This window comes from Mesorhizobium sp. ZC-5 (genome assembly GCF_025753855.1).
Lineage (GTDB): Bacteria > Pseudomonadota > Alphaproteobacteria > Rhizobiales > Rhizobiaceae > Neomesorhizobium.
The window spans coordinates 485,991-506,109 of record NZ_JAOWPT010000004.1 but is presented as its reverse complement, the minus strand read 5'-3'; the positions used below and the strand labels follow the sequence as shown (position 1 = coordinate 506,109).

Genomic DNA, 20,119 nt, shown 5'->3' with positions numbered 1-20,119 from the left:
GGCGGGCGAGGGAGCCGGAGGCAATCGCATGAAATGCAGGACCATCGTCGCGGCATCCATCGCGATGCTTTTCAGCGCCACCATCGCTTCGGCAAATGTCGTCGACCTCACCGGCATGTACGGCAACAAAGCCGGCTGCAACTACCTCTACAACGCCGATCGGGACGATGACAGCCTAATCGCGCTGACCTCTCAAGCCTACGAGCGCTTCGCTACCGGCTGCGAGTTCGTGCAGGCGTCGAAGGCGATGGACGGCAGCCAGGTGGCGACAATGCTGTGCAGCCACGAAGGCGAGACGTTCCGCTCGATCGAATTCATGCTTATCATGAAGGCAGGCGAGAGGGACGCCTACGAGTTGTACAGCGAGAGCGGCGAGCAGATCGCCGTCGTCGATCGATGCGAATGAACGGGTAGCGTATGGCGGGGCCGGCAAAGTCAAACTCGGTCGTCGAGGCGAAGGGTCTCGGGCTGACCTTTGAGACCAATGACGGCCCCGTCGAAGCGCTGTCGAATGTCGACCTCACCATCGGCAAGGGCGAGTTCGTCTCTTTCATCGGGCCTTCGGGTTGCGGCAAGACGACGTTCCTGCGGGTGATCGCCGATCTCGAAAAAGCCACCGCGGGGTCGATTTCCGTCAACGGCATGACGCCGGAACAGGCGCGCATGAAACGCGCCTATGGTTATGTCTTCCAGGCGGCGGCGCTTTATCCGTGGCGTACCATCGAGCGCAATGTTGGACTGCCGCTGGAAATCATCGGCATGCCGAAAGCCGAACAGGCGGAGCGCATCCGGCGCACGCTCGACCTGGTCAACCTGACCGGCTTCGAGAAGAAATATCCGTGGCAGCTTTCCGGCGGCATGCAGCAGCGCGCGTCGATCGCCCGCGCGCTCGCCTTTGACGCCGATCTTCTCCTGATGGACGAGCCGTTCGGGGCACTCGACGAGATCGTGCGCGATCATCTCAACGAGCAGCTTCTTGAACTCTGGGAGCGCACCAACAAGACGATCTGCTTCGTCACCCACTCGATTCCCGAGGCCGTCTACCTCTCGACGCGCATCGTCGTGATGTCGCCGCGACCCGGCCGCGTCACCGACGTCATCGAATCGACGCTGCCGAAAAAGCGCCCGCTGGATATCCGCGAGTCGCCGGAGTTTTTGGCCATCGCAGCGCGGGTGCGCGAGGGGCTGAGAGCGGGGCACAGTTATGATGATTGACGTCAAGAAAGTCCCCCTCCCCCTTGTGGGGAGGGGTTAGGGGTGGGGGTACTCATCGTGCCAACCGGCATCAAGCCAAGCGCCATTCCTCGTGCTCGAGGTTTGCGCCAGAACATGACCGATGGTGAACGGAAACTTTGGTCGGAGTTGAGGCAATTCCGGCGCTGGTATGGAATTCATGTGCGAAAGCAGGTTCCGATTGGCCCCGATGTCGTAGACTTTGCGATCCACGAACATCGACTCGTGATTGAGGTTGATGGTGAGCTTTAGCCCGGAAGGTCTTGCCAGAGAAGTCAAGCGAGATGTGTGGCTTGGATCACAGGGTTATAAAGTTCTTCGTCTCAACACGGGCGAATTAGCGGATTCTTTCGAAGGATGCATCGTGGCGATACTGCACGAACTCGGACTGATGGAGGAAAAAGTTACCCCCACCCCTAACCCCTCCCCACAAGGGGGAGGGGGATTCCGGTCCGCCTCATGACAGATCCGCTCCGCGCCAAATTCCTTCCCGTCACCACTATCCTGCTCGGCATCGTGGTGGGCTGGTACGTCCTTGCCGTATTCATGAACGCGCCGTTCCAACGCGATCTGGACCGGCGCGCGGGTGAACCGCCCCGCATCGTCGTCGACTTCGTGGAAAAGACGCTGTCGCAGCCGAAGCCGATCGTGCCGGCACCGCACCAGGTGGCACAGAACTTTTTCGAGAACACGTTCTTAAGGAAAATCACCAGCAATCGCAGCCTGGTCTACCATGCCGGGGTGACGCTCGCCTCGACCATGCTCGGCTTCGCGTTCGGCACGGCGCTCGGCATCCTGATCGCCGTCGGCATCGTGCATGTGCTGGCGCTCGACCGCAGCCTGATGCCGTGGATCATCGCCTCGCAGACTATTCCGATCTTGGCGATCGCACCGATGATCATCGTGGTGCTGGCGGCGATCGGCATCACCGGGCTTCTGCCGAAGGCGCTGATCTCGACCTACCTGTCGTTCTTCCCGGTGGCGGTCGGCATGGTGAAGGGGCTGCGGTCGCCCGAAATCATGCATCTTGACCTGATGCACACCTACAATGCCAGCCCGTCGCAGACCTTCTGGAAGCTGCGCGTGCCGGCTTCGGTGCCGTTCCTGTTCGCCTCGATGAAGGTGGCGGTCGCAGCCAGCCTGGTCGGCGCCATCGTCGGTGAACTGCCGACCGGCGCGGTGGCCGGCATCGGCGCCAAGCTGCTCAACGCCTCCTATTTCTCCAACACCATCGACATGTGGGCCGCACTTGTCGCAGGCTCGGTCGTCGCGCTGCTTCTGGTCGGGCTGGTGGGCTTTGCCGGGCGCATTGTGGATCGCGCCATGGGAGCGCGGCCGGCATGAACACCGCCTTCTACCTCTCCTGGCAATGCCTTGTCGCCGGCCTGCTGGCGATCGCCTCGCTGTTTTTTTTGCCCATAGCGGCGGTTGAGCCGGCCTACTCGGCCCCCGCCACGTCCATGCTTGTCACGGCGCTGATTGTCGGGTTGATCCTGATCGGCTGTGTCGTGGATGCGAAGTTCAGCAGCGCTGCGGTCAAGGCCACCGCGCTGTTCCTCGGCGCGCACATTGCCGTGTTCCTGCTGTTTGCCGAAATCGCCTCGGCCAACGGCATCGCCCGCACGCCATTCTATCTGCTGCTCGCCGCCTGCTGGTTGCTGGCCTGGCGTTGCGTGACGGTTCTTTCATCGATGCATCCGGCCAACCGGACTGCCAACGCTCTCCTCAGGCTTTTGATCCCGGCGATCTTCGGCGCCTGGATTCTGATCATCTGGGAGGCGGTGACGCGCGGCGCGGGCATCCCATTTATCCTCTTGCCGCCGCCGAGCGCCATCGGCGCGCGCATCGCAAATTCGCTGCCGGTTCTCGCGGCAGACGTCAACCAGACGATCTTCAAGGCGGTGATCGCCGGCTATGTCATCGGCTGCGGTGCCGGCTTCGTCACCGCCATCCTCGCCGATCGCGTTTCCTTCCTGCGCAAGGGCCTGCTGCCGATCGGCAACATGGTGTCGGCGCTGCCGATCATCGGCGTCGCGCCCATCATGGTGATGTGGTTCGGCTTCGACTGGCAGTCCAAGGCGGCGGTGGTCGTCATCATGACTTTCTTCCCGATGCTGGTGAACACCGTCGCCGGGCTCGCCGCCTCCGGCCACATGGAGCGCGATCTGATGCGCACCTATGCGTCCAATTACTGGCAGACGCTGGTGAAGCTCCGGCTGCCTGCTGCTGCTCCCTTCATCTTCAATGCGCTGAAGATCAACTCGACGCTGGCGCTGATCGGCGCCATCGTCGCAGAGTTCTTCGGCACTCCGGTTGTCGGCATGGGATTCCGCATCTCGACGGAGGTGGGGCGGATGAACATCGACATGGTCTGGGCCGAAATCGCGGTTGCGGCGCTCGCGGGTTCGGTCTTCTATGGCGTGATCGCTCTTGTCGAAAGAGCGGCCACGTTTTGGCATCCGTCCGTCCGTGGTGGGCGGGCGTAATCTCCAGAGGTAGGGCAATGAAAAAAACAATGACGGTACTTTTGGCGGGGGCATTTTCGCTCGCCGCCTTCCAGGCGCTGGCAGCCGACAAGGTGACGCTGCAGCTCAAATGGGTGACGCAGGCCCAGTTCGGCGGCTACTACGTCGCCAAGGACAAGGGCTTCTATGAAGAGGAAGGGCTCGACGTCGAGATCAAGCCGGGCGGCCCGGACATCGCGCCCGAGCAGGTGATCGCCGGCGGCGGCGCCGACGTGATCGTCGACTGGATGGGCGGCGCGCTCGCGGCCCGCGACAAGGGCGTCAACCTCGTCAACATCGCGCAGCCGTTCAAGAAGGCCGGCATGGAGCTCGTCTGTCCGAAAGACGGGCCGGTGAAGACCGAAGCCGACTTCAAGGGCAAGACACTCGGCGTCTGGTTCTTCGGCAACGAATATCCGTTCTATGCCTGGATGAACAAGCTCGGCCTGCCGACAGAGGGCGGGCCCGACGGCGTCACCGTGCTCAAGCAGAGCTTCGACGTGCAGCCGCTGATCCAGAAGCAGGCCGATTGCATCTCGGTCATGACCTACAACGAATACTGGCAGCTGATCGACGCCGGCTACAAGCCGGAAGACCTGGTCGTTTTCAACTACACCGCCATGGGCGTCGACCTCCTCGAGGACGGCCTCTACGCGATGGAAGACAAGCTCAAGGATCCGGCCTTCGAGGAGAAGATGGTGAAGTTCGTCCGCGCTTCGATGAAGGGCTGGAAATACGCCACCGAAAATCCGGACGAGGCTGCCGAGATCGTCATGGACAATGGCGGTCAGGACGAAAACCACCAGAAGCGCATGATGGGCGAGGTTGCCAAGCTGATCGACAACGCCGACGGCAAGCTGATCGAAGCGGCCTACAAACGCACCGCCGACGCGCTGCTGGCGCAGAAGATCATCACCAAGGAGCCGTCCGGCGCCTGGACGTCAGCGATCACCGACAAGGCGATCAAATAGCGGATTTGCAATCGGAACTGGAAAGGGGCGGGCGACCGCCCCTTTTTCGTTGCTGCATCGGCAGATCTACATCGCGTTCATCGTTAAAAGCTCGTAGCCGGCCACCTGCTCGCCATCCTGGTTGTAGACACCGACATCCCAGCGCACCTCACCGTACTCGTCGTTGCGGCGGGTTTTCTGCTTGGCCGTCAGCCGAACCTTCAGGCTGTCGCCCGGCGATACCGGCTTCATGAAGCGCAGGTTGTCGAGACCGTAATTGGCAAGCACCGGACCCGGCGCCGGGTCGACGAACAGCCCCGCCGCGAACGACAGGATCAGATAGCCGTGCGCGACGCGGCCGGGGAAGAACGGGTTCGCCTTCGCCGCTTCCTCGTCCATGTGGGCGTAAAAAGTGTCACCAGTGAATTCGGCGAAATGCTCGATGTCTTCCAGCGTGACCGTGCGCGATGCGGTGTTGATCGTGTGGCCGATGTCGAGTTCGGAAAAGCGCATGCGGAACGGGTGCTGCGGCTTCTCGACCGTCTCAGAGCCCGGCACATAAGAGCGTGTGATGCCGGCCAGCAGATTAGGGCTCGCCTGCACCGCCGTGCGCTGCATGTAGTGCAGCACGCCGCGGATGCCGCCCATTTCCTCGCCGCCGCCGGCGCGGCCGGGACCGCCGTGGATCATATGCGGCAGCGGCGAGCCGTGCCCGGTCGCCTCCTTGCCGGTGTCGCGGTTGGCGAAATAAAGCCGTCCATGCCAGGCGCCCGATGCCAGCACTGCCTGCCTCGCCACCGCCGGATCGTTGGTGAAGATCGAGGCCACCAGCGAGCCCTTGCCGCGGTTGGCAAGCGCCAGGGCATGGTCGAGATCGCGGTACCCCATCACTGTCGACACGGGGCCGAAGGCCTCGACGGCATGGATGCTTTCGGCGCCGTCGGGATCGACGCACTCAAACAGCATCGGCGGCAGGAAGGCGCCGCCTTCGCTATCGGCGCCGTCCGCCTTGAAATTCCCGGGATCGCCGAACACGCGCCTGGTTTCCCGGCCGATGATGGCCGCCTTTTCCAGCACATCCGCACGCTGCGCCAGGCTGGCCAGCGCGCCCATACGGGTCGCTTCGTTGCGCGGGTCGCCGACCACCGTCTTCGCCAGCCGGTCGGCGACTGCCTCGATTACCGCCTCACGGTGCGCGCCGGGCACGATGATGCGGCGGATGGCGGTGCATTTCTGCCCGGCCTTGGCCGTCATCTCGCGGTGCACCTCCTTGACGAAGATGTCGAATTCGGGCGTGCCGGGCGCGGCGTCGGGACCAAGCACCGAAGCGTTGAGCGAATCCTGCTCGGCAATGAAACGGACGGAATTTTCGACCAGCCGGCGGTTCGAGCGCAGCATCTGCGCCGTCGCCGCGGAGCCGGTGAAGGACACCACGTCCTGCGCCGTCAGCCGGTCGAGCAAGTCGCCGGTCGGGCCTGCGATGAACTGCACAGCACCCTCCGGCAGGATGCCGGACTGTGCGATCATGCGGAAGCAGGCTTCCGCCAGCCAGGCGGTCGCGGACGCCGGCTTGACGATCGCCGGCACGCCGGCAAGCAGCGTCGGCGCCAGTTTTTCCAGCATGCCCCAGACCGGAAAATTGAAGGCGTTGACGTGGACCGCGACGCCTTGCAGCGGAGTGGCGATATGCTGGCCGAGGAAGTTGCCGCCCTTGGAAAGCTGTTCCAGCGCACCTTCGACGAACAGCACGTCGTCGGGCAGTTCGCGGCGGCCCTTGGAGGAGTAGGCGAACAGCGTGCCGATGCCGCCGTCGATGTCGATCATCGAATCGGCCTTGGTGGCGCCGGTGTCGTAGGAGAGCTCGTAGAGCGCGTCGCGCCGTTCGTTGAGATATTGCGCCAGCGCCTTCAGCATGGCGGCGCGCTCGTGGAAGGTGTGGCGGCGCAGGATCTTGCCGCCGACATCACGGGCGTGCTGCGTCATCGCGCCGAAGTCAGGGCCGGACGAGCCGATCTCGGCGATGACCTTGCCGGTGACGGCACTCTTCAGTTCGCTGATCTTGCCCGATGGCGGCAACCATTTGCCGGCGGCGTAGCTCTGCAGGAAGATGCGGCTCATTTCGAAGACTCCAATCCGTTCATGGTCGCCGGCAATGACGCGAAACCGCGAAAACGCACGCGCCCGGTGCGCTTCGGCGTGCCAGCCAGCGTGAAGTCGGGAAACCGTTTCAGGAACCGCGCCACCGCGATACGCCCCTCCATCCGCGCCAGCGAAAAGCCGACGCAAAGATGCGGCCCGCCGGCGAAGGCGAGATGCTTGTTGGGCTTGCGCGCAATGTCGAGGCGGTCGGGCTCGTTGAAATGGCGCGGGTCGCGGTTGGCGGCGCCAATGCACAAATGAATGCGCGTGCCGGCGGGAATCGTCTCGCCGTGGAAATCGGCCGGCTCGGCCGTCATCCGGTTGCCGAGCTGGTTGGGACTCTGGAAGCGCAGGAACTCGTCGACGGCTGTATCGATCAATTCAGGGTTCTCCAGGAGCCGCCGCTTTTCCTTCGGCCACTGCGCCAGTTCGAACAGCGCATTGCCGATCAAATTGGTCGTCGTCTCGTGGCCGGCATTGAGGATGAAGATACAGTTCTGCAGCAGTTCGGTTTCGGTCAGCAACTCGCCGTCATTGCCGTTGATCAACCGGGTCAAAACGTCGGTTTGCGGGTCGCCCGGCTTCTTGCGGCGCTTTTCGGCGAGTTCGCCGAGATAGGTCTTGAAGGCGATGACGGCGCGGTTGCCGCGCTCCTGCTGCTCCGGCGACAGCACCGGCTCCAGCGCGCCGAGAATCGCCAGCGACCAGTCGCGCAGCGGGCCGCGTTCCTCGTGCGGCATGTCGAACAGATTGCCGATCACCTCGACCGGAATCGCCGAGGCGAAGTCCTCGATCAGGTCGACATTTTGCTTCTCGGCGAGCCGGTCGAGCAGGCGGTCGACAAGCCGGACCAGTCCCGGCTCCATCGCGGCCAGCGCACGCGGCGTCATCGCGCCGACCATTATTTTCCTGACCCGCGTGTGCAGCGGCGGATCGTTGAAGACGAGGCTGGTCGTGTGATGCTCGTAGAGCGGCGCGTTTTTGCCGAACTTCGGCAGGAACTCGACCTTCTTGTCCGACGAGAACGTTTTCGTGTCGCGGTAGACGCGGTCGAGATCGGCCCAGCGCGACAGCATCACCGAGCCGTCGGCAAAGCGCTTCAGCGGTGCGTGTTCGAGCAGCGCTCGGTAGACCGGAAACGGGTCGTCCGCGAAATCCCGGGGCAGGGCGGTGATCTCGAAATCCCGCGCCAGCTGTTCGGACGCGTCCATCAGGCTTTCGGCCGGTTGTCGACGATGCGCTGTGCCTTGCCCTGGCTGCGCGCCACCTTTTCCGGTTCGGTCACGTCGACGATCACGGTTACGCCGACGACTTCCTTGATGCGCTCCTGCAAGACGCCGGCCGAGCCCGCGCGCACGCTCTCCGAATCTTGCCCTGGAGCGGCCTCCACATGCACCGTCATGCAGTCCAGCCTGCCGTCACGCCACAGCTCGATCTGGAAATGCGGTGCCAGGCTCTTCACCTTCAGGATCTGTTCCTCGATCTGCGTCGGGAACACGTTGACGCCGCGCAGGATCATCATGTCGTCGGAGCGGCCGGTGATCTTCTCCATGCGCCGCATCGAGCGCGCTGTGCCCGGCAGCAAGCGCGTCAGGTCGCGGGTGCGGTAGCGAATAATCGGAAACGCCTCCTTGGAAAGCGAGGTGAACACCAGTTCGCCCATCTCGCCGTCGGCCACCGGCTCGCCGGTCTCCGGGTCGATGATCTCCGGGTAGAAATGATCTTCCCAGATGTGCAGTCCGTCCTTGGTCTCGACGCACTCGTTGGCGACACCCGGCCCCATCACTTCCGACAGGCCGTAGATATCGACCGCGTGCATATCGAAAGCCTGCTCGATCTCTGCACGCATGGCGTTGGTCCACGGCTCGGCGCCGAAAATGCCGACCTGCAGCGGGCTTTCGCGTGGATCGAGCCCTTGCGCGCGGTACTCGTCGAGGATCGAGAGCATGTAGGACGGCGTCACCATGATCGTGGTCGCCTGAAAATCCTCGATCAGGGTGACCTGCCTTGTGGTCATGCCGCCCGACACCGGCACTACGGTGCAGCCAAGCCGCTCGGCGCCGTAATGGGCGCCGAGGCCGCCGGTGAAAAGCCCGTAGCCGTAAGCAACATGCACGATGTCGCCGGGCCGCGTGCCGGCCGCGCGCATCGAGCGCGCCATGCAGTCGGCCCAGACATCGAGGTCGTGCTTCGTGTAGCCCACCACCGTCGGCTTGCCTGTGGTGCCGGAAGAGGCATGGATGCGGGCGACTTTTTCACGCGGCACAGCGAACATGCCGAAGGGATAGTTGTCGCGCAGGTCGGTCTTCACCGTGAACGGAAAATTTTTCAGGTCCGCCAGGCTGTTCAGATCGCCAGGATGGATACCGGCCTCATCGAAGCTCTTCCTGTAGTGCGGGACGTTCGCATAGGCATGGCCGAGCGACCATTTCAGCCGGTTGAGCTGAAATGCGGCAATCTCGTCGCGCGAGGCGATCTCGATCGGATCGAGGTCCTTCCTCTCCGGAGTGAGGTTCCTCATTTTTCTCCTCCCGTGGCGGCGTCTTCGAAGTGGACGCCTTTGATGACGCGCGATGCGCCCCGGAATTCGGCGATCAGGCGGCCATCCTGGTTGGTCACCCGGACATCATAAAGCCCGGAACGCCCACTGCGCGAGATTTCGCGCGCTTGGGCCGTAAGCCGGTCGCCGCGAAAACCCGGCGCGATGAAGCTGATCGTGTTGTGCTGCGCGACCGCGATCTGGTTGTAGGAATTGCAGGCGAAGGCAAAAGCCGAATCCGCCAGCGTGAAGATGAAGCCGCCGTGGCAGATGTCGTGGCCGTTGGTGTGGTGCTTTTCCACCGTCATCGACAGCGAAGCGGTGCCAGGCCCGACCGTATCGAGCCGGGCGCCCAGCCATTTCGACGCGTCGTCGCGCGTCCACATCGCGTCCGCGCTTTTGCGCGCGATCTCCTCCGGCGTCATGCTCCCCCCTACGTGGCGTCGAAATCCAGCACCAGTTTCCCGCTGGTCGGGCGCGACTGGCAAGCCAGCGTGAACCCGGCCTCGATCTCCCATTTCTCCAGCGAATAGTTGACCGCCATCTCGGCCGAGCCCTCGACCACGCGGCAGCGGCAGGTGCAGCACATGCCGCCGGCGCAGGAGTAGGGCAGTTCGATACCGGCGGCATGTGCGGCGTCGAGCACCGACAGGTCTGCCTCGGCCATCGGAAAGTTGCGGCGCACGCCGTCCAGCACGATTTCGATGTCGACGCCTTGCGCCACCGCTTGCTGGACCGCTTCCGATGGCGCTCTTTTCGGCGCGATCTCGCCGGCTGGCGTGAACCGTTCGAAGCGGATCTTTTCGTCCGGAACACCGAGCGATTGCAGCGCGGCCGCGACCTCGTCGATCATTTCGCCGGGTCCGCACAGGAACACGCCGTCGGCATTCTGCGGATCGATCAGCCCGCGTTCGGCCATCGCGGTGATGCGGGCACCATCGATGCGGCCGTTCAGCAACTCTACGTCCTGCTTTTCGCGCGACAGCACATGCACCAGCGTGAAGCGGCCGAGATGGCTGTCCTTCAGGTCCTCGAGTTCCTCGCGAAACATGATCGCGTCGGTGGCGCGGTTGCCGTAGATCAGCGTGATGGTGCTCTTCGGCTCGTGGCCGAGCACGGTCGCGGCGATCGACAGCATCGGCGTGATGCCGGAGCCGGAAGCGATCAACAGATAGTCCTGCCGTTTGCCGCCGCCGAGCCTCGGCGTGAAGCGGCCTTCCGGTGGCATGACGCGGATGCTGTCGCCAACGCCGAGGTGGTCGTTGACGAAGCGGGAAAAGCGGCCATCCGCAACCTTCTTGACCCCGACGCGCACCAGCGGCTCTCCCGGCATCGAGCAGATCGAATAGGAGCGGCGGATTTCCTCGCCGTCGATGTCGGCTGCGAGCGTCAGATATTGCCCGGGACGAAAAGCGAAAGTTTCGCGCAGTTCCGCAGGAACCGCGAAGCCGAGCGCCACCGCTTCCGGCGTCTGCCGGTCGATCTCGGCGATGGTCAGTTGATGGAACCGCGGCGCCATTTTCGATCAGCTCAGATGCATTTGAAATAGTCGAACGGCTCGGCGCATGTCTTGCAACGGTAAAGCGCCTTGCAGGCGGTTGAGCCGAACTCGGACAGGCGTTCGGTCTCAACGGAACCGCATTGCGGGCACGCGACTTCCGTCTCGCCAAACAGCGCGCGGATTGAGTTCGAAGCCGTCGCCGGTGGCGCGATGCCATAGGCTTTCAGCTTGTCGCGGCCTTCCGGTGTGATCCAGTCGGTGGTCCAGGCCGGCGCCATCACCCGCTCGACACGCGCCTCGAAACCGGCGTCGCGCAATGCGGCCTCTATGGCAAGCTCGATGGCGAGCACGGCGGGGCAGCCGGAATAGGTCGGCGTGACTTTCGCCGCGGCGATACCGTCTTCGATTTCGACAGAGCGCAGGATACCGAGATCGGCGACGGTGACACACGGCACTTCCGGATCGAGCACGGATGCGGCGGCGGCCCAGGCGCGGCGTTGGTTGTCAATCGCCGCAAATTTTCGTTCGACGTTGCCCCCCTCTGTCCTGCCGGACATCTCCCCCACAGGTGGGGAGATTGGCAGCTTTTGCGCCGACGCCATTCTCGAAACATTGGCGATTGGCGAAAGCAGATGTGAAGGCTGATCTCCCCCCTTGCGGGGGAGATGGCCGGCAGGCCAGAGGGGGGCGCTGTCCCGCCTACGTTCGCCATGTTCAGCGCGGAAACTCACCACACCGCTCCCGGAAAAGTCCGCTGCATGTATTGCAACTCGGTCAGCAGAAAGCCCATCGCCTCGCCGTGACGGCCGGCGCGGCCGCCGGTCTGCGCATAGGCGGGCCTGGCGATCTCCAGCCCCGCTTCGGCGAAGATGCCGCCGATGGTGCGGTCGAATTCGGGCCGCAGCGATGCCGGATCGGGCGCGATGCCGGCTTCGGCAATCTCATCGCTCACCGCATCCGTCTCGAACAATTCGTCGAGGTAAGGCGCAAGCGCTGCTGCCGCATCGCGCGTGCGGGAAGCGCTCTCCTCGGTGCCGTCGCCCAGCCGGATGACCCATTCGCCGGCATGGCGGATGTGATAGGCAACCTCCTTCACCGCCTTGGCGGCGATGGCCGCCAGCGTTTCGTCGCTGGAGCGCGTCATGCGGCGCCACATCGGCTCCATGAACGCCGCGAAATAGAGCTGGCGCAGCATGGTATGGGCGAAGTCGCCGTTCGGCCGCTCCACCATCAGGCAGTTCAGATACTCGCGCTCGCGGCGCAGATAGGCGAAATCGTCCTCGCTGCGCCCCGTGCCTTCCAGTTCGGCGGCATAGGCATAGAGCAGACGCGCCTGGCCGATCAAATCGAGTGCCATGTTGGGCATGGCAAGATCTTCCTCCAGCATCGGCGCATGGCCGCACCATTCGGAAAGCCGGTGCCCGAGGATCAGGTGGTCGTCGGCCAGCCGGAGCAGGAAGGTGACGAGCGTCGCGTGGTCGCTCATCACATATGCCCCACATCGTCGGGGATCTTGTAGAAGGTCGGGTGCCGGTAGACTTTCGAGGCCGCCGGCTCGAAATTCTCGTCCTTGTGCTCGGGGTCGGAAGCCGTGATGGCGGAGGAGGGGACGACCCAGATCGAGACGCCTTCGCCGCGCCGCGTGTAGACGTCGCGCGCCGCCTGCAGCGCCATCACCTCGTCGGCCGCGTGCACCGAGCCGCAGTGCTTGTGCGACAGGCCGTTGCGCGGCCGGATGAAGACTTCCCAAAGCGGAATTTCGTTCTTCGCCATCTTCTTTGTCCTACGCGCAGCGCTCTTCCATCCAGCGCTTCAGATTTGGAAGGCCTTCCCAGCCGAAGGCATGGTCGCTGGTGCCGTTTGCGGCCAGGTGATCGAGCCTTGCCTTCGCCTCGGCGAGTGTCGGCTCATGCCCGGCCGGCACGTGCCACATAACGAAATGCGGCTTGCCCAATGGCGGGAACCACTCGCCACGGCGGCGGTAGATCGCCTTGTGCACGGTGTTCCAGACGAAGTGCTCGAGATGCTCGCCGCTCTCCCACACCGACATGTTGATGATCACATCGGGGTCGTCTTCGAAGCTGAGATCGGTGGCGTCGTTGCCGTCGCCGATCAGCCGCCAGACGAAACCCGGGCTGCGCTCGGCGACCGCGTTGACGCGGTCGAGATTGTCGACGAAGCCGGCCATGCGCGGATCCTCGAGGCGAAAGCGCGGCCGGGCGATGTTGAGCTGGGCAAGATGCATCGTCAGCCCCTTCCACGGTCGTGGTTTAAGCCGGGTTCCGAAACCCGATCGAGCACTTGGCCGAACGCGATGCGGTGGCCGTCGGGATCGATCACATCGAAGTCGATGCGGCCGTATTCGTCCGGAAAATGCATGTCGGTGAGCTGCGGCAGATCGGGTGCGGCGAACTCGTCCCGCAACGCCCTTGCATCGTCGACATAGATGTAAGCGGCCCACCACTGGTTGGTCGGGATGGGGCCGTCCTGCCGCGCCTTGTCGAGCGCCAGCGTCACCTGGCCCCGATGGACGATGGCGAAAAGCGGCGGCTCGCCCCAGGTGCCATGGCTGACGAAGCCCAGCCGTTCGTAAAAGGCCATGGAACACGAAACGTCGCCGACCTGCAGCACCGGCATGGCGCGTCGGGTGGCCATCACTCCGCCGCCATCCGCGCGGCTTCACGCCGCGCCTTGCGTTTTTCGGCGTGGGCAAGCGCTGCCTCGCGCACCCAGGCGCCGTCGTCCCAGGCTTTTTGCCGCGCGGCGAGGCGTTCCTTGTTCATCGGGCCGCCGCCCTTGACGACGCGCCAGAACTCGTCCCAGTCGATCGGACCGAAATCGTAAGAGCCGCGTTCTTCGTTCCATCTGAGATCCGGGTCCGGCATCGTCAACCCGATGAAATCCGCTTGCGGCACCGTGGCGTCGACGAATTTCTGGCGCAGTTCGTCGTTGGTGAAGCGCTTGATCTTCCATTTCATCGACTGGTCGCCATGCTGGCTGTCCGAGTCATGCGGGCCGAACATCATCAGCGACGGCCACCACCAGCGGTTCAGTGCATCCTGCGCCAGCTCCTTCTGGTCGGGCGTGCCGGCGGCCAGCGTCATCATGATCTCGTAGCCCTGGCGCTGGTGGAAGCTCTCCTCCTTGCAGACGCGGATCATGGCGCGTGCGTATGGTCCATAGGAGCAGCGGCAAAGCGGGATCTGGTTCATGATCGCCGCACCGTCGACCAGCCAGCCGATGGCGCCGATATCGGCCCAGGTCAGCGTCGGATAGTTGAAGATCGAGGAGTATTTCGCCTTGCCGGCCAGGAGTTCCTCGGTCATCTCCTCGCGGGAGACGCCGAGCGTTTCGGCGGCAGCATAGAGATAGAGCCCGTGGCCGCCTTCATCCTGTACCTTGGCGAGCAGGGCGGCCTTGCGGCGCAGCGACGGCGCGCGGGTGATCCAGTTGCCCTCCGGCAGCATGCCGACGATCTCCGAATGCGCGTGCTGGCCGATCTGGCGGATCAGCGTGCGGCGATAACCTTCCGGCATCGGATCGTTCGGCTCGATCTTTTCCTCGGCATCGATGCGCGCCTGGAACGCGGCCAGAAAGGCTTCGTCCTCGGTGGTTTCGGTCTTCGCGCCGATAAGGCCCTGGCTGTACATCCGCTCTCCTCCGTGGCTGGATGGCTCGCTTGCGCCGTCTTGTAATGTGTAACAAAAAATCCAGCAAGGCGCAAGTTTTTGTAACATAAAAAGCGAGGGTGGACGTGACGGATTTCGGGGTGAAGGAAGCGGAAGTGCTGATCGGCCGGATTTTCGCGCCGTGGATCGTCGATCTCGGCTTGAAGCCAGTGGCTTTCGACGCGGCAGGCGGCGATTTCGTGCTGCCGGAAAACCGCAGGCTGGTGCATGTCGGCGGTGTCGTCTGCGGGCAGGCGACGGCTTCAGCAGCCGATACCGCCTCGGTGGTGACGCTGTCGGCGCTGAACGGCCGCTTCCGCATCTGCACGACGGTCGACCTGACCACGCATTTCATCCGGCCGCTGCCGCCGGGCGAAATCGGCATCCGCGTCGACGTGCTCTCCAACGGCAAGCGCATGGCGTTCACCCGGGCCGAGATGCGGGCCAGGGGCGACGCGCGCGTCGCCGTCTCGGCGACGATGGCGTTCAGCTATCTCGAGGACTGAGGCCAATGCATGTCGCGGCGCGACGCGCTTCAGGGCCTCACCACGACAGGGCGGTAGATGATCGCCGGCTGGTTGTAGAACGGATCGGAATAAAGCGCGGCGCGCCGCGATGCGCGCCGGTCGAGGTCGAGTTGCAGCAGGCAGGATGCAAAGGCATCGCTGCCTTTCCGGAAGCCGTAGGACTTGCAGGTCGTCTCGTCGGCCGCCCGGCGTTCTTCCGGCGTCATCGTCTTGCAACCGGCGGCGAGCGCCAACACGGCCATCCCAGCGATCAGTGAGGCACGCATGTCTTTCTCCACTGCTTCCCCGGATGCCGGTCGAATCTGAATCGGCCCGGGAATTGTAGTGTATCATAGTCAAGTTTACTCGCCTGCAAAGCGCAAGGTGGCTTGGTTCGCGCCGGTCCAACATCAACCTGTGCGGCTGTGCTTGTATCGGACCAGCTGGCCTTCAGCCCGGCTCCCGCTTCATCCCGAAGCGGCCGGCGAATTTCTTCGGATCGACGAGTGGCGGTAGGCCGGCTTCGTCCAGCCATCGCTCGCTTGGCCGGGCCAGCTTCGCATAGATGCCGCGTGCGATCGCCCGCGCGTCGTCGCCTGGCCAGCCTTGGGGCAAAAGCGCGGCCGGCAGGCCGGGATCGTGCAGCACGATACGGCGCCAGTCGTGAATGAGCAGCGCGCGCGCGGCCATCGCTTCCAGCGGGGAGGCGGCTCCATCTTCCAACGCTTTGGCCAGCGGCGACATCGCCGTGGCAAAGGCCTCGTAGGCGCGCGCGGTTTCCTCCACCCGCCAGAAGCCGGCGGCGCCCGGCGGCGTTTGCAAGGGCCGCTGCCGGAAAACCAGCATGCCGGCGAGGGCTGCGTCCGCGTCGGGTGATCGCGCCGTTTCCGGGCGCAGCCAGGTACCGCCGCCGGCTTCGACAAAGCCGGCCTCGGTGAGAGCCGCCGCCCGGGCACTGTCCTTGCCGTTGCCGGGCGGTACGATGGCGACCGCCCAGGTGCCGTCCCAGTCCGGCGGGCCCGCGGCATAGATACGACGGGTCGCGAGATCGAAAGCATGGCGGCCGTGCTCGTCGAGCGCGTAGAGGCTGTTGCGCCCATCCTTCTCGCGGGTCACCCACTGGTCGGCGGCAAGCCGCGACAGGGCGGTGCGCAAGGCACCGGGCTCGACCTTCAGCCGGCCCATGATCTCCTGCAGCACCGTCAACGGCACCTGGCCGCCGCGCGGCACGATGGCGTCGCCGAAGATGGTGATCACCAGCGACCACACACGCAGCCTGCCGCGTTCGTGCAGGCGGGAAATCAGGTGGTCGAGGGCAGGGGTCATGGCTTTTTCCCTTCTCCCCTTGTGGGAGAAGGTGTCGCCGAAGGCGACGGATGAGGGGTGCTGGCAAGAACTTTGCTCACTGTTACCGGGTGAGAGCCCGGCAAAGGAGCGTTAAGGCCAACACCCCTCATCCGACCTCCCCCGGAACAAGTCCGGGGTCGGCCACCTTCTCCCACAAGGGGAGAAGGGGAGAATGTCGGCCGCATCGTCATCTCTTCTCGCGTATCTCCGTCAGCGTGCGCGTCGGCGTGATGGCTTCCGGATCGAGCTTGATCTCGATGAGCGACGGCTTGCGGCTGGCCCGCGCCCGCTCGAAGGCCGGTGCGAATTCCGCGGTTTTTTCCACCGTCTCGCCATGTCCGCCATAGGCGCGGGCGAGGGCTGCGAAATCCGGGTTCCTGAGATCCGTGCCCGAAACGCGGCCCGGATATTCGCGCTCCTGGTGCATGCGGATGGTGCCGTAGATGCCGTTGTTGACGACGATCACGATGATCGGCAGGTCGTACTGCACGGCGGTAGCGAATTCCTGGCCGTTCATCAGGAAGCAGCCGTCGCCGGCGAAGGCGATCACCTCGCGATCGGGGAAGAGAGCCTTGGCGGCGACGGCGCCGGGCGTGCCGTAACCCATCGAGCCGGATGTCGGCGCCGCCTGCGTGGCGAAGCGGCGGAAGCGGTGGAAGCGGTGCACCCAGCTGGCATAGTTGCCGGCGCCGTTGGTCATGATCGCGTTGTCCGGCAAAACGGATTCCAGGTAGTTCATGATCGGTCCCATCTGGACGTCGCCAGGCCCGGTTTCCGGTGGCGTCGACCAGTCGAGATAGGCCTTGTGCAGCCGCTCCGTCTCGTCCGCCCAGTCCGGCGTCGCTTCGGGCTTCAGTTTTGCGAAGGCGCTGGCAAAGGCTTCCGGCGAGGCATTGATGGCCAGCGTCGGGCGGTAGACGCGGCCGAGCTCGTTGGCGTCGGCATGCACATGCACCAGCGTCTGGTCGGGGTAGGGGCTCTTCAGCAGCGTGTAGTCGGATGACGGCATTTCGCCGAAGCGGCCGCCGACCAGAAGCACGAGGTCGGCCTGCTTGATGTAGGTCGCAAGCTTGGGATTGGGGCCGATGCCGACATCGCCGGCATAGCAAGGGTGGAGATGATCGAACAGCATCTGACGGCGGAACGAGACGCCGACCGGCAGTGCCCAGGTTTCGGCAGCACTCTCCAGCCGCGACTTTGCCTCGGCGCTCCAGCGCGAGCCGCCCAGAATGACGAAGGGACGCTTGGCGTTACCCAGAAGCTCGGCGAGCTTGTGCATTTCCGCTTCGCCCGGTGAGGTCTCGACCGGCGTATAGGGCAGCGCCTCGGGCGCCTCGGCGAGCGATGTCAGCATGTCCTCGGGCAGCGAGACGATGACCGGGCCGGGACGGCCGGAGGTGGCGACGGCGAAGGCGCGGGTGACGAGTTCCGGGATGCGCGCGGCGTCGTCGATCTCCACCACCCATTTGGCGATGTCGCCGAAGAAGCGCTTGTAGTTGACCTCCTGGAAGGCTTCGCGCTCGCGTGCGTGGCCGGCGATCTGGCCAATGAACATGATTATCGGCGAGGAATCCTGCATGGCGATGTGGATGCCGGCCGAGGCGTTGGTGGCGCCGGGTCCGCGGGTGACGAAGCAGATGCCGGGCTGGCCGGTGAGCCGGCCATGGCAATCGGCCATCATCGCGGCGCCGCCTTCCTGGCGGCAGACGATGGTGCGGATGCGGTTGGAATCGTGCAGTGCGTCCAGCACGGCGAGGTAGGATTCGCCCGGCACGCAGAAGATGCGGTCGACGCCATTGGCCTCGAGTGCTTCGACGATCAGTTTTCCGCCGGTTTTCATTCGCCTTGTTTCTCCAGTTCCGCGAGGATTTCCGCCGTGTGCTCGCCAAGCCGCGGCGAGGGCCGGTCATAGACCGGTGGTGTTTCCGACATCAGCATCGGCGCCCGCACCGAGGGCAATCTGTTGCCGTGGCCGTCGTCGAGGTCGAGCCGCATGCCGCGGGCGATCGCCTGCGGATCGGCGAACATCTCGCCGATCGTGTTGATCGGGCTTGCCGGCACGTTGGCTGCTTCCAGTGCCGTCAGCAACGGCGCCTTGTCGAGGGTCGCGAGCCGCGCCACCATTGCCTCGCGCAGCCTTACGCGATTGACCACGCGCGCCGAATTGGTGGCGAAATCCGGATCGCCGGGCAGGTCGTTCAGCTCGACGACGTGGCAGAAACGCTGAAACTGGCCGTCATTGCCGACGGCGAGGATGATGTGGCCGTCCCTGACGGGCAGCACCTCGTAAGGCGCGATGTTCATGTGGGCATTGCCCATCTGCACCGGCGACTTCCCGGATACCAAGTAGTTGAGGTTCTGGTTGCCGAGCACCGAGATCTGGGTGTCGAACAGCGCCATGTCGATGTATTGGCCCTGGCCCGTCGCTTCGGCGTGGCGGAGCGCGGCCTGGATGGCGATCACCGAATAAAGCCCGGTGAAAATGTCGGAGACGGCGACGCCGGCCTTCTGCGGCTCGCCGCCGGCCGCACCCGTGATCGACATCATACCGGCCATGCCCTGGATGATGAAATCGTATCCGGGCCGTGGCGCATAAGGTCCGTCCTGGCCGAAGCCGGTGATCGAACAGTAGACGAGGCGCGGGTTGATCTTGCGCAAGCTGTCGTAGTCGAGGCCGTACTTCTTCAGCCCGCCAAGCTTGAAATTCTCGATCAGCACATCGCCTGTGGCGACCAGCTTGCGCACGGTTGCAGCACCCTCGGGCGTCGAAAAATCGATGGCGACGGAGCGTTTTCCTCGATTGCAGGAATGGTAATAGGCGGCCGAAAGGTTCTCGCCGTCATGGCTCTGGACGAAGGGAGGACCCCATTTGCGGGTGTCGTCGCCGCCGTCCGGGCTTTCGACCTTGATGACATCGGCGCCGAGATCGGCAAACAACTGGCCGGCCCACGGACCGGCCAGAATGCGCGCCAGTTCGATGACGCGTATGCCTTTGAGCGGGGGATGGGACATGAAATCGGACCGGCGGTTGGAGAGGCGCCATTGACTAGCAAATGAACGGTGATGTTGCCAGCCATCCAGGCTCAGCGATTTGCCGACTTCCTCGGGCGCCCGCCCTTCATGCCATTGGCGCGCGCGGCCGCGGCCTTCGCCGGCGAAGTCGCCTGTCCGGCGCGTCGAGCCATATACGCTTTCGTCCCGAAAATACCGGCAAGCAGGCCAGGCACGGTGAAGTCGGCATCCAGCGCTTCCCAATGAAGTCCGTAGCCGGCACCCAGAATCTCGACTGTTTCAAGCTCTTCTTCGGTTGCGTGTTCGAGCCCTTGGGCCAGATGTGGTGGAAAAGCAAAGGTACAGCCATTGGTGAGTTCGACCACAACGCGGCGAAGCTTGCGGTCGTAACGTGCGGCGGCGGCGCGGGGTTCATCGGCAGCGGCAAGGCGGCCGCGTTCCAGCGCGGCGTCGATTTCAGTGTCGGTCAGTTCAGCCATGGATTTCTCTCCAGTGTGCCAGCAACGTGTCGCGATTGGCAGTTACCACGGCCATCGCGCGACGCAGTTCGCTTCGTTTCATGCCGACTGCCCAAACCAACTCGGGAACGCCCTGATTTCCGATAAGATTAATCTTGGCTTCGCCATCTCCAAATACGTGCACATGGGCCGGTTCATGGTCGTCGACGAAAAAACGCCCCATCACGCAGCACAGTAATCATTCAGATAACCTATCGTGATG

General features: G+C 64.1%; 24 protein-coding genes. 7 read left to right on the top strand and 17 right to left on the bottom strand.

Translation table 11 applies throughout. The annotated features are described in order from the left end of the window. Window positions 1–28: 28 nt before the first annotated feature. From OHD58_RS14620 to OHD58_RS14595, 6 genes are all read left to right on the top strand, one after another. Window positions 29–406 (top strand): hypothetical protein, encoded by a 378-nt coding sequence (locus tag OHD58_RS14620; RefSeq protein WP_263804119.1) that lies wholly within the window; start codon window positions 29–31, stop codon window positions 404–406. An 11-nt stretch (window positions 407–417) separates the two neighbouring features. Continuing rightward, the gene (locus OHD58_RS14615) at window positions 418–1,215 is read left to right on the top strand and encodes an ABC transporter ATP-binding protein (RefSeq protein WP_263804117.1); all 798 of its coding nucleotides are present in this window, start codon (window positions 418–420) and stop codon (window positions 1,213–1,215) included. 42 nt (window positions 1,216–1,257) lie between these two features. Further along, window positions 1,258–1,485: an endonuclease domain-containing protein gene (locus OHD58_RS14610; RefSeq protein WP_263804116.1), complete on the top strand. Its 228-nt coding sequence runs from the start codon at window positions 1,258–1,260 to the stop codon at window positions 1,483–1,485. A 207-nt stretch (window positions 1,486–1,692) separates the two neighbouring features. Next, on the top strand, window positions 1,693–2,577 hold the full coding sequence (locus tag OHD58_RS14605) for an ABC transporter permease (RefSeq protein ID WP_263804115.1): 885 nt from the start codon (window positions 1,693–1,695) through the stop codon (window positions 2,575–2,577). Next, the gene (locus OHD58_RS14600; RefSeq protein ID WP_263804114.1) at window positions 2,574–3,719 is read left to right on the top strand and encodes an ABC transporter permease; all 1,146 of its coding nucleotides are present in this window, start codon (window positions 2,574–2,576) and stop codon (window positions 3,717–3,719) included. The genes OHD58_RS14605 and OHD58_RS14600 overlap by 4 nt, the downstream gene beginning before the upstream one ends. Window positions 3,720–3,736: 17 nt before the next feature. Then, entirely contained in the window at window positions 3,737–4,708 is a 972-nt protein-coding gene (locus OHD58_RS14595; protein ID WP_263804113.1) for an ABC transporter substrate-binding protein, read from the top strand. A gap of 66 nt (window positions 4,709–4,774) precedes the next feature. Here the strand turns inward: OHD58_RS14595 and paaZ are convergent, their stop codons facing one another. The 11 genes from paaZ to paaA form a co-directional block, all read right to left on the bottom strand. Then, window positions 4,775–6,805, bottom strand: coding sequence for a phenylacetic acid degradation bifunctional protein PaaZ (gene paaZ / locus OHD58_RS14590; RefSeq protein ID WP_263804112.1), 2,031 nt, complete (start codon window positions 6,803–6,805; stop codon window positions 4,775–4,777). After that, the gene (locus OHD58_RS14585) at window positions 6,802–8,037 is read right to left on the bottom strand and encodes a cytochrome P450 (protein WP_263804111.1); all 1,236 of its coding nucleotides are present in this window, start codon (window positions 8,035–8,037) and stop codon (window positions 6,802–6,804) included. The genes paaZ and OHD58_RS14585 overlap by 4 nt, the downstream gene beginning before the upstream one ends. After that, window positions 8,037–9,347 (bottom strand): phenylacetate--CoA ligase PaaK, encoded by a 1,311-nt coding sequence (paaK, locus tag OHD58_RS14580; protein WP_263804109.1) that lies wholly within the window; start codon window positions 9,345–9,347, stop codon window positions 8,037–8,039. Before paaK ends, OHD58_RS14585 begins: the two co-directional genes overlap by 1 nt. Continuing rightward, window positions 9,344–9,790 carry a hydroxyphenylacetyl-CoA thioesterase PaaI gene (paaI, locus tag OHD58_RS14575; RefSeq protein ID WP_263804107.1) on the bottom strand — a complete coding sequence of 149 codons (447 nt, stop codon included), beginning with the start codon at window positions 9,788–9,790 and terminating at the stop codon, window positions 9,344–9,346. Before paaI ends, paaK begins: the two co-directional genes overlap by 4 nt. Before the next feature lie 8 nt (window positions 9,791–9,798). Further along, window positions 9,799–10,884, bottom strand: coding sequence for a 1,2-phenylacetyl-CoA epoxidase subunit PaaE (gene paaE, locus OHD58_RS14570; RefSeq protein ID WP_263804106.1), 1,086 nt, complete (start codon window positions 10,882–10,884; stop codon window positions 9,799–9,801). Between the two features lie 11 nt (window positions 10,885–10,895). After that, window positions 10,896–11,423, bottom strand: coding sequence for a 1,2-phenylacetyl-CoA epoxidase subunit PaaD (gene paaD / locus OHD58_RS14565; RefSeq protein ID WP_263804105.1), 528 nt, complete (start codon window positions 11,421–11,423; stop codon window positions 10,896–10,898). A gap of 170 nt (window positions 11,424–11,593) precedes the next feature. Next, entirely contained in the window at window positions 11,594–12,352 is a 759-nt protein-coding gene (paaC, locus tag OHD58_RS14560) for a 1,2-phenylacetyl-CoA epoxidase subunit PaaC (protein ID WP_263804103.1), read from the bottom strand. Beyond that, on the bottom strand, window positions 12,352–12,639 hold the full coding sequence (paaB, locus tag OHD58_RS14555) for a 1,2-phenylacetyl-CoA epoxidase subunit PaaB (RefSeq protein WP_263804102.1): 288 nt from the start codon (window positions 12,637–12,639) through the stop codon (window positions 12,352–12,354). Before paaB ends, paaC begins: the two co-directional genes overlap by 1 nt. Window positions 12,640–12,649: 10 nt before the next feature. After that, window positions 12,650–13,111: a DUF3291 domain-containing protein gene (locus tag OHD58_RS14550; RefSeq protein WP_263804101.1), complete on the bottom strand. Its 462-nt coding sequence runs from the start codon at window positions 13,109–13,111 to the stop codon at window positions 12,650–12,652. 2 nt (window positions 13,112–13,113) lie between these two features. After that, window positions 13,114–13,521: a VOC family protein gene (locus OHD58_RS14545; RefSeq protein WP_263804099.1), complete on the bottom strand. Its 408-nt coding sequence runs from the start codon at window positions 13,519–13,521 to the stop codon at window positions 13,114–13,116. Further along, window positions 13,521–14,516 (bottom strand): 1,2-phenylacetyl-CoA epoxidase subunit PaaA, encoded by a 996-nt coding sequence (gene paaA / locus OHD58_RS14540; protein WP_263804097.1) that lies wholly within the window; start codon window positions 14,514–14,516, stop codon window positions 13,521–13,523. Before paaA ends, OHD58_RS14545 begins: the two co-directional genes overlap by 1 nt. Window positions 14,517–14,620: 104 nt before the next feature. Here paaA and OHD58_RS14535 point away from each other — a divergent pair, with 104 nt between their 5' ends. Further along, window positions 14,621–15,040, top strand: a complete 420-nt coding sequence (locus tag OHD58_RS14535; RefSeq protein ID WP_263804096.1) for an acyl-CoA thioesterase domain-containing protein — start codon at window positions 14,621–14,623, stop codon at window positions 15,038–15,040. Between the two features lie 29 nt (window positions 15,041–15,069). Here OHD58_RS14535 and OHD58_RS14530 read toward each other — a convergent pair whose 3' ends face one another. From OHD58_RS14530 to OHD58_RS14505, 6 genes are all read right to left on the bottom strand, one after another. Then, the gene (locus OHD58_RS14530; RefSeq protein ID WP_263804095.1) at window positions 15,070–15,327 is read right to left on the bottom strand and encodes a hypothetical protein; all 258 of its coding nucleotides are present in this window, start codon (window positions 15,325–15,327) and stop codon (window positions 15,070–15,072) included. 163 nt (window positions 15,328–15,490) lie between these two features. Then, on the bottom strand, window positions 15,491–16,366 hold the full coding sequence (locus OHD58_RS14525; RefSeq protein WP_263804094.1) for a PaaX family transcriptional regulator C-terminal domain-containing protein: 876 nt from the start codon (window positions 16,364–16,366) through the stop codon (window positions 15,491–15,493). A 208-nt stretch (window positions 16,367–16,574) separates the two neighbouring features. Further along, the gene (locus OHD58_RS14520) at window positions 16,575–18,227 is read right to left on the bottom strand and encodes a thiamine pyrophosphate-binding protein (RefSeq protein WP_263804093.1); all 1,653 of its coding nucleotides are present in this window, start codon (window positions 18,225–18,227) and stop codon (window positions 16,575–16,577) included. Continuing rightward, window positions 18,224–19,399 carry a CaiB/BaiF CoA transferase family protein gene (locus OHD58_RS14515; RefSeq protein WP_263804092.1) on the bottom strand — a complete coding sequence of 392 codons (1,176 nt, stop codon included), beginning with the start codon at window positions 19,397–19,399 and terminating at the stop codon, window positions 18,224–18,226. Before OHD58_RS14515 ends, OHD58_RS14520 begins: the two co-directional genes overlap by 4 nt. Before the next feature lie 71 nt (window positions 19,400–19,470). Further along, window positions 19,471–19,878, bottom strand: coding sequence for a DUF2442 domain-containing protein (locus OHD58_RS14510; RefSeq protein WP_263804091.1), 408 nt, complete (start codon window positions 19,876–19,878; stop codon window positions 19,471–19,473). Beyond that, window positions 19,871–20,080 (bottom strand): DUF4160 domain-containing protein, encoded by a 210-nt coding sequence (locus OHD58_RS14505; RefSeq protein WP_263804090.1) that lies wholly within the window; start codon window positions 20,078–20,080, stop codon window positions 19,871–19,873. Before OHD58_RS14505 ends, OHD58_RS14510 begins: the two co-directional genes overlap by 8 nt. Window positions 20,081–20,119 lie beyond the last annotated feature (39 nt).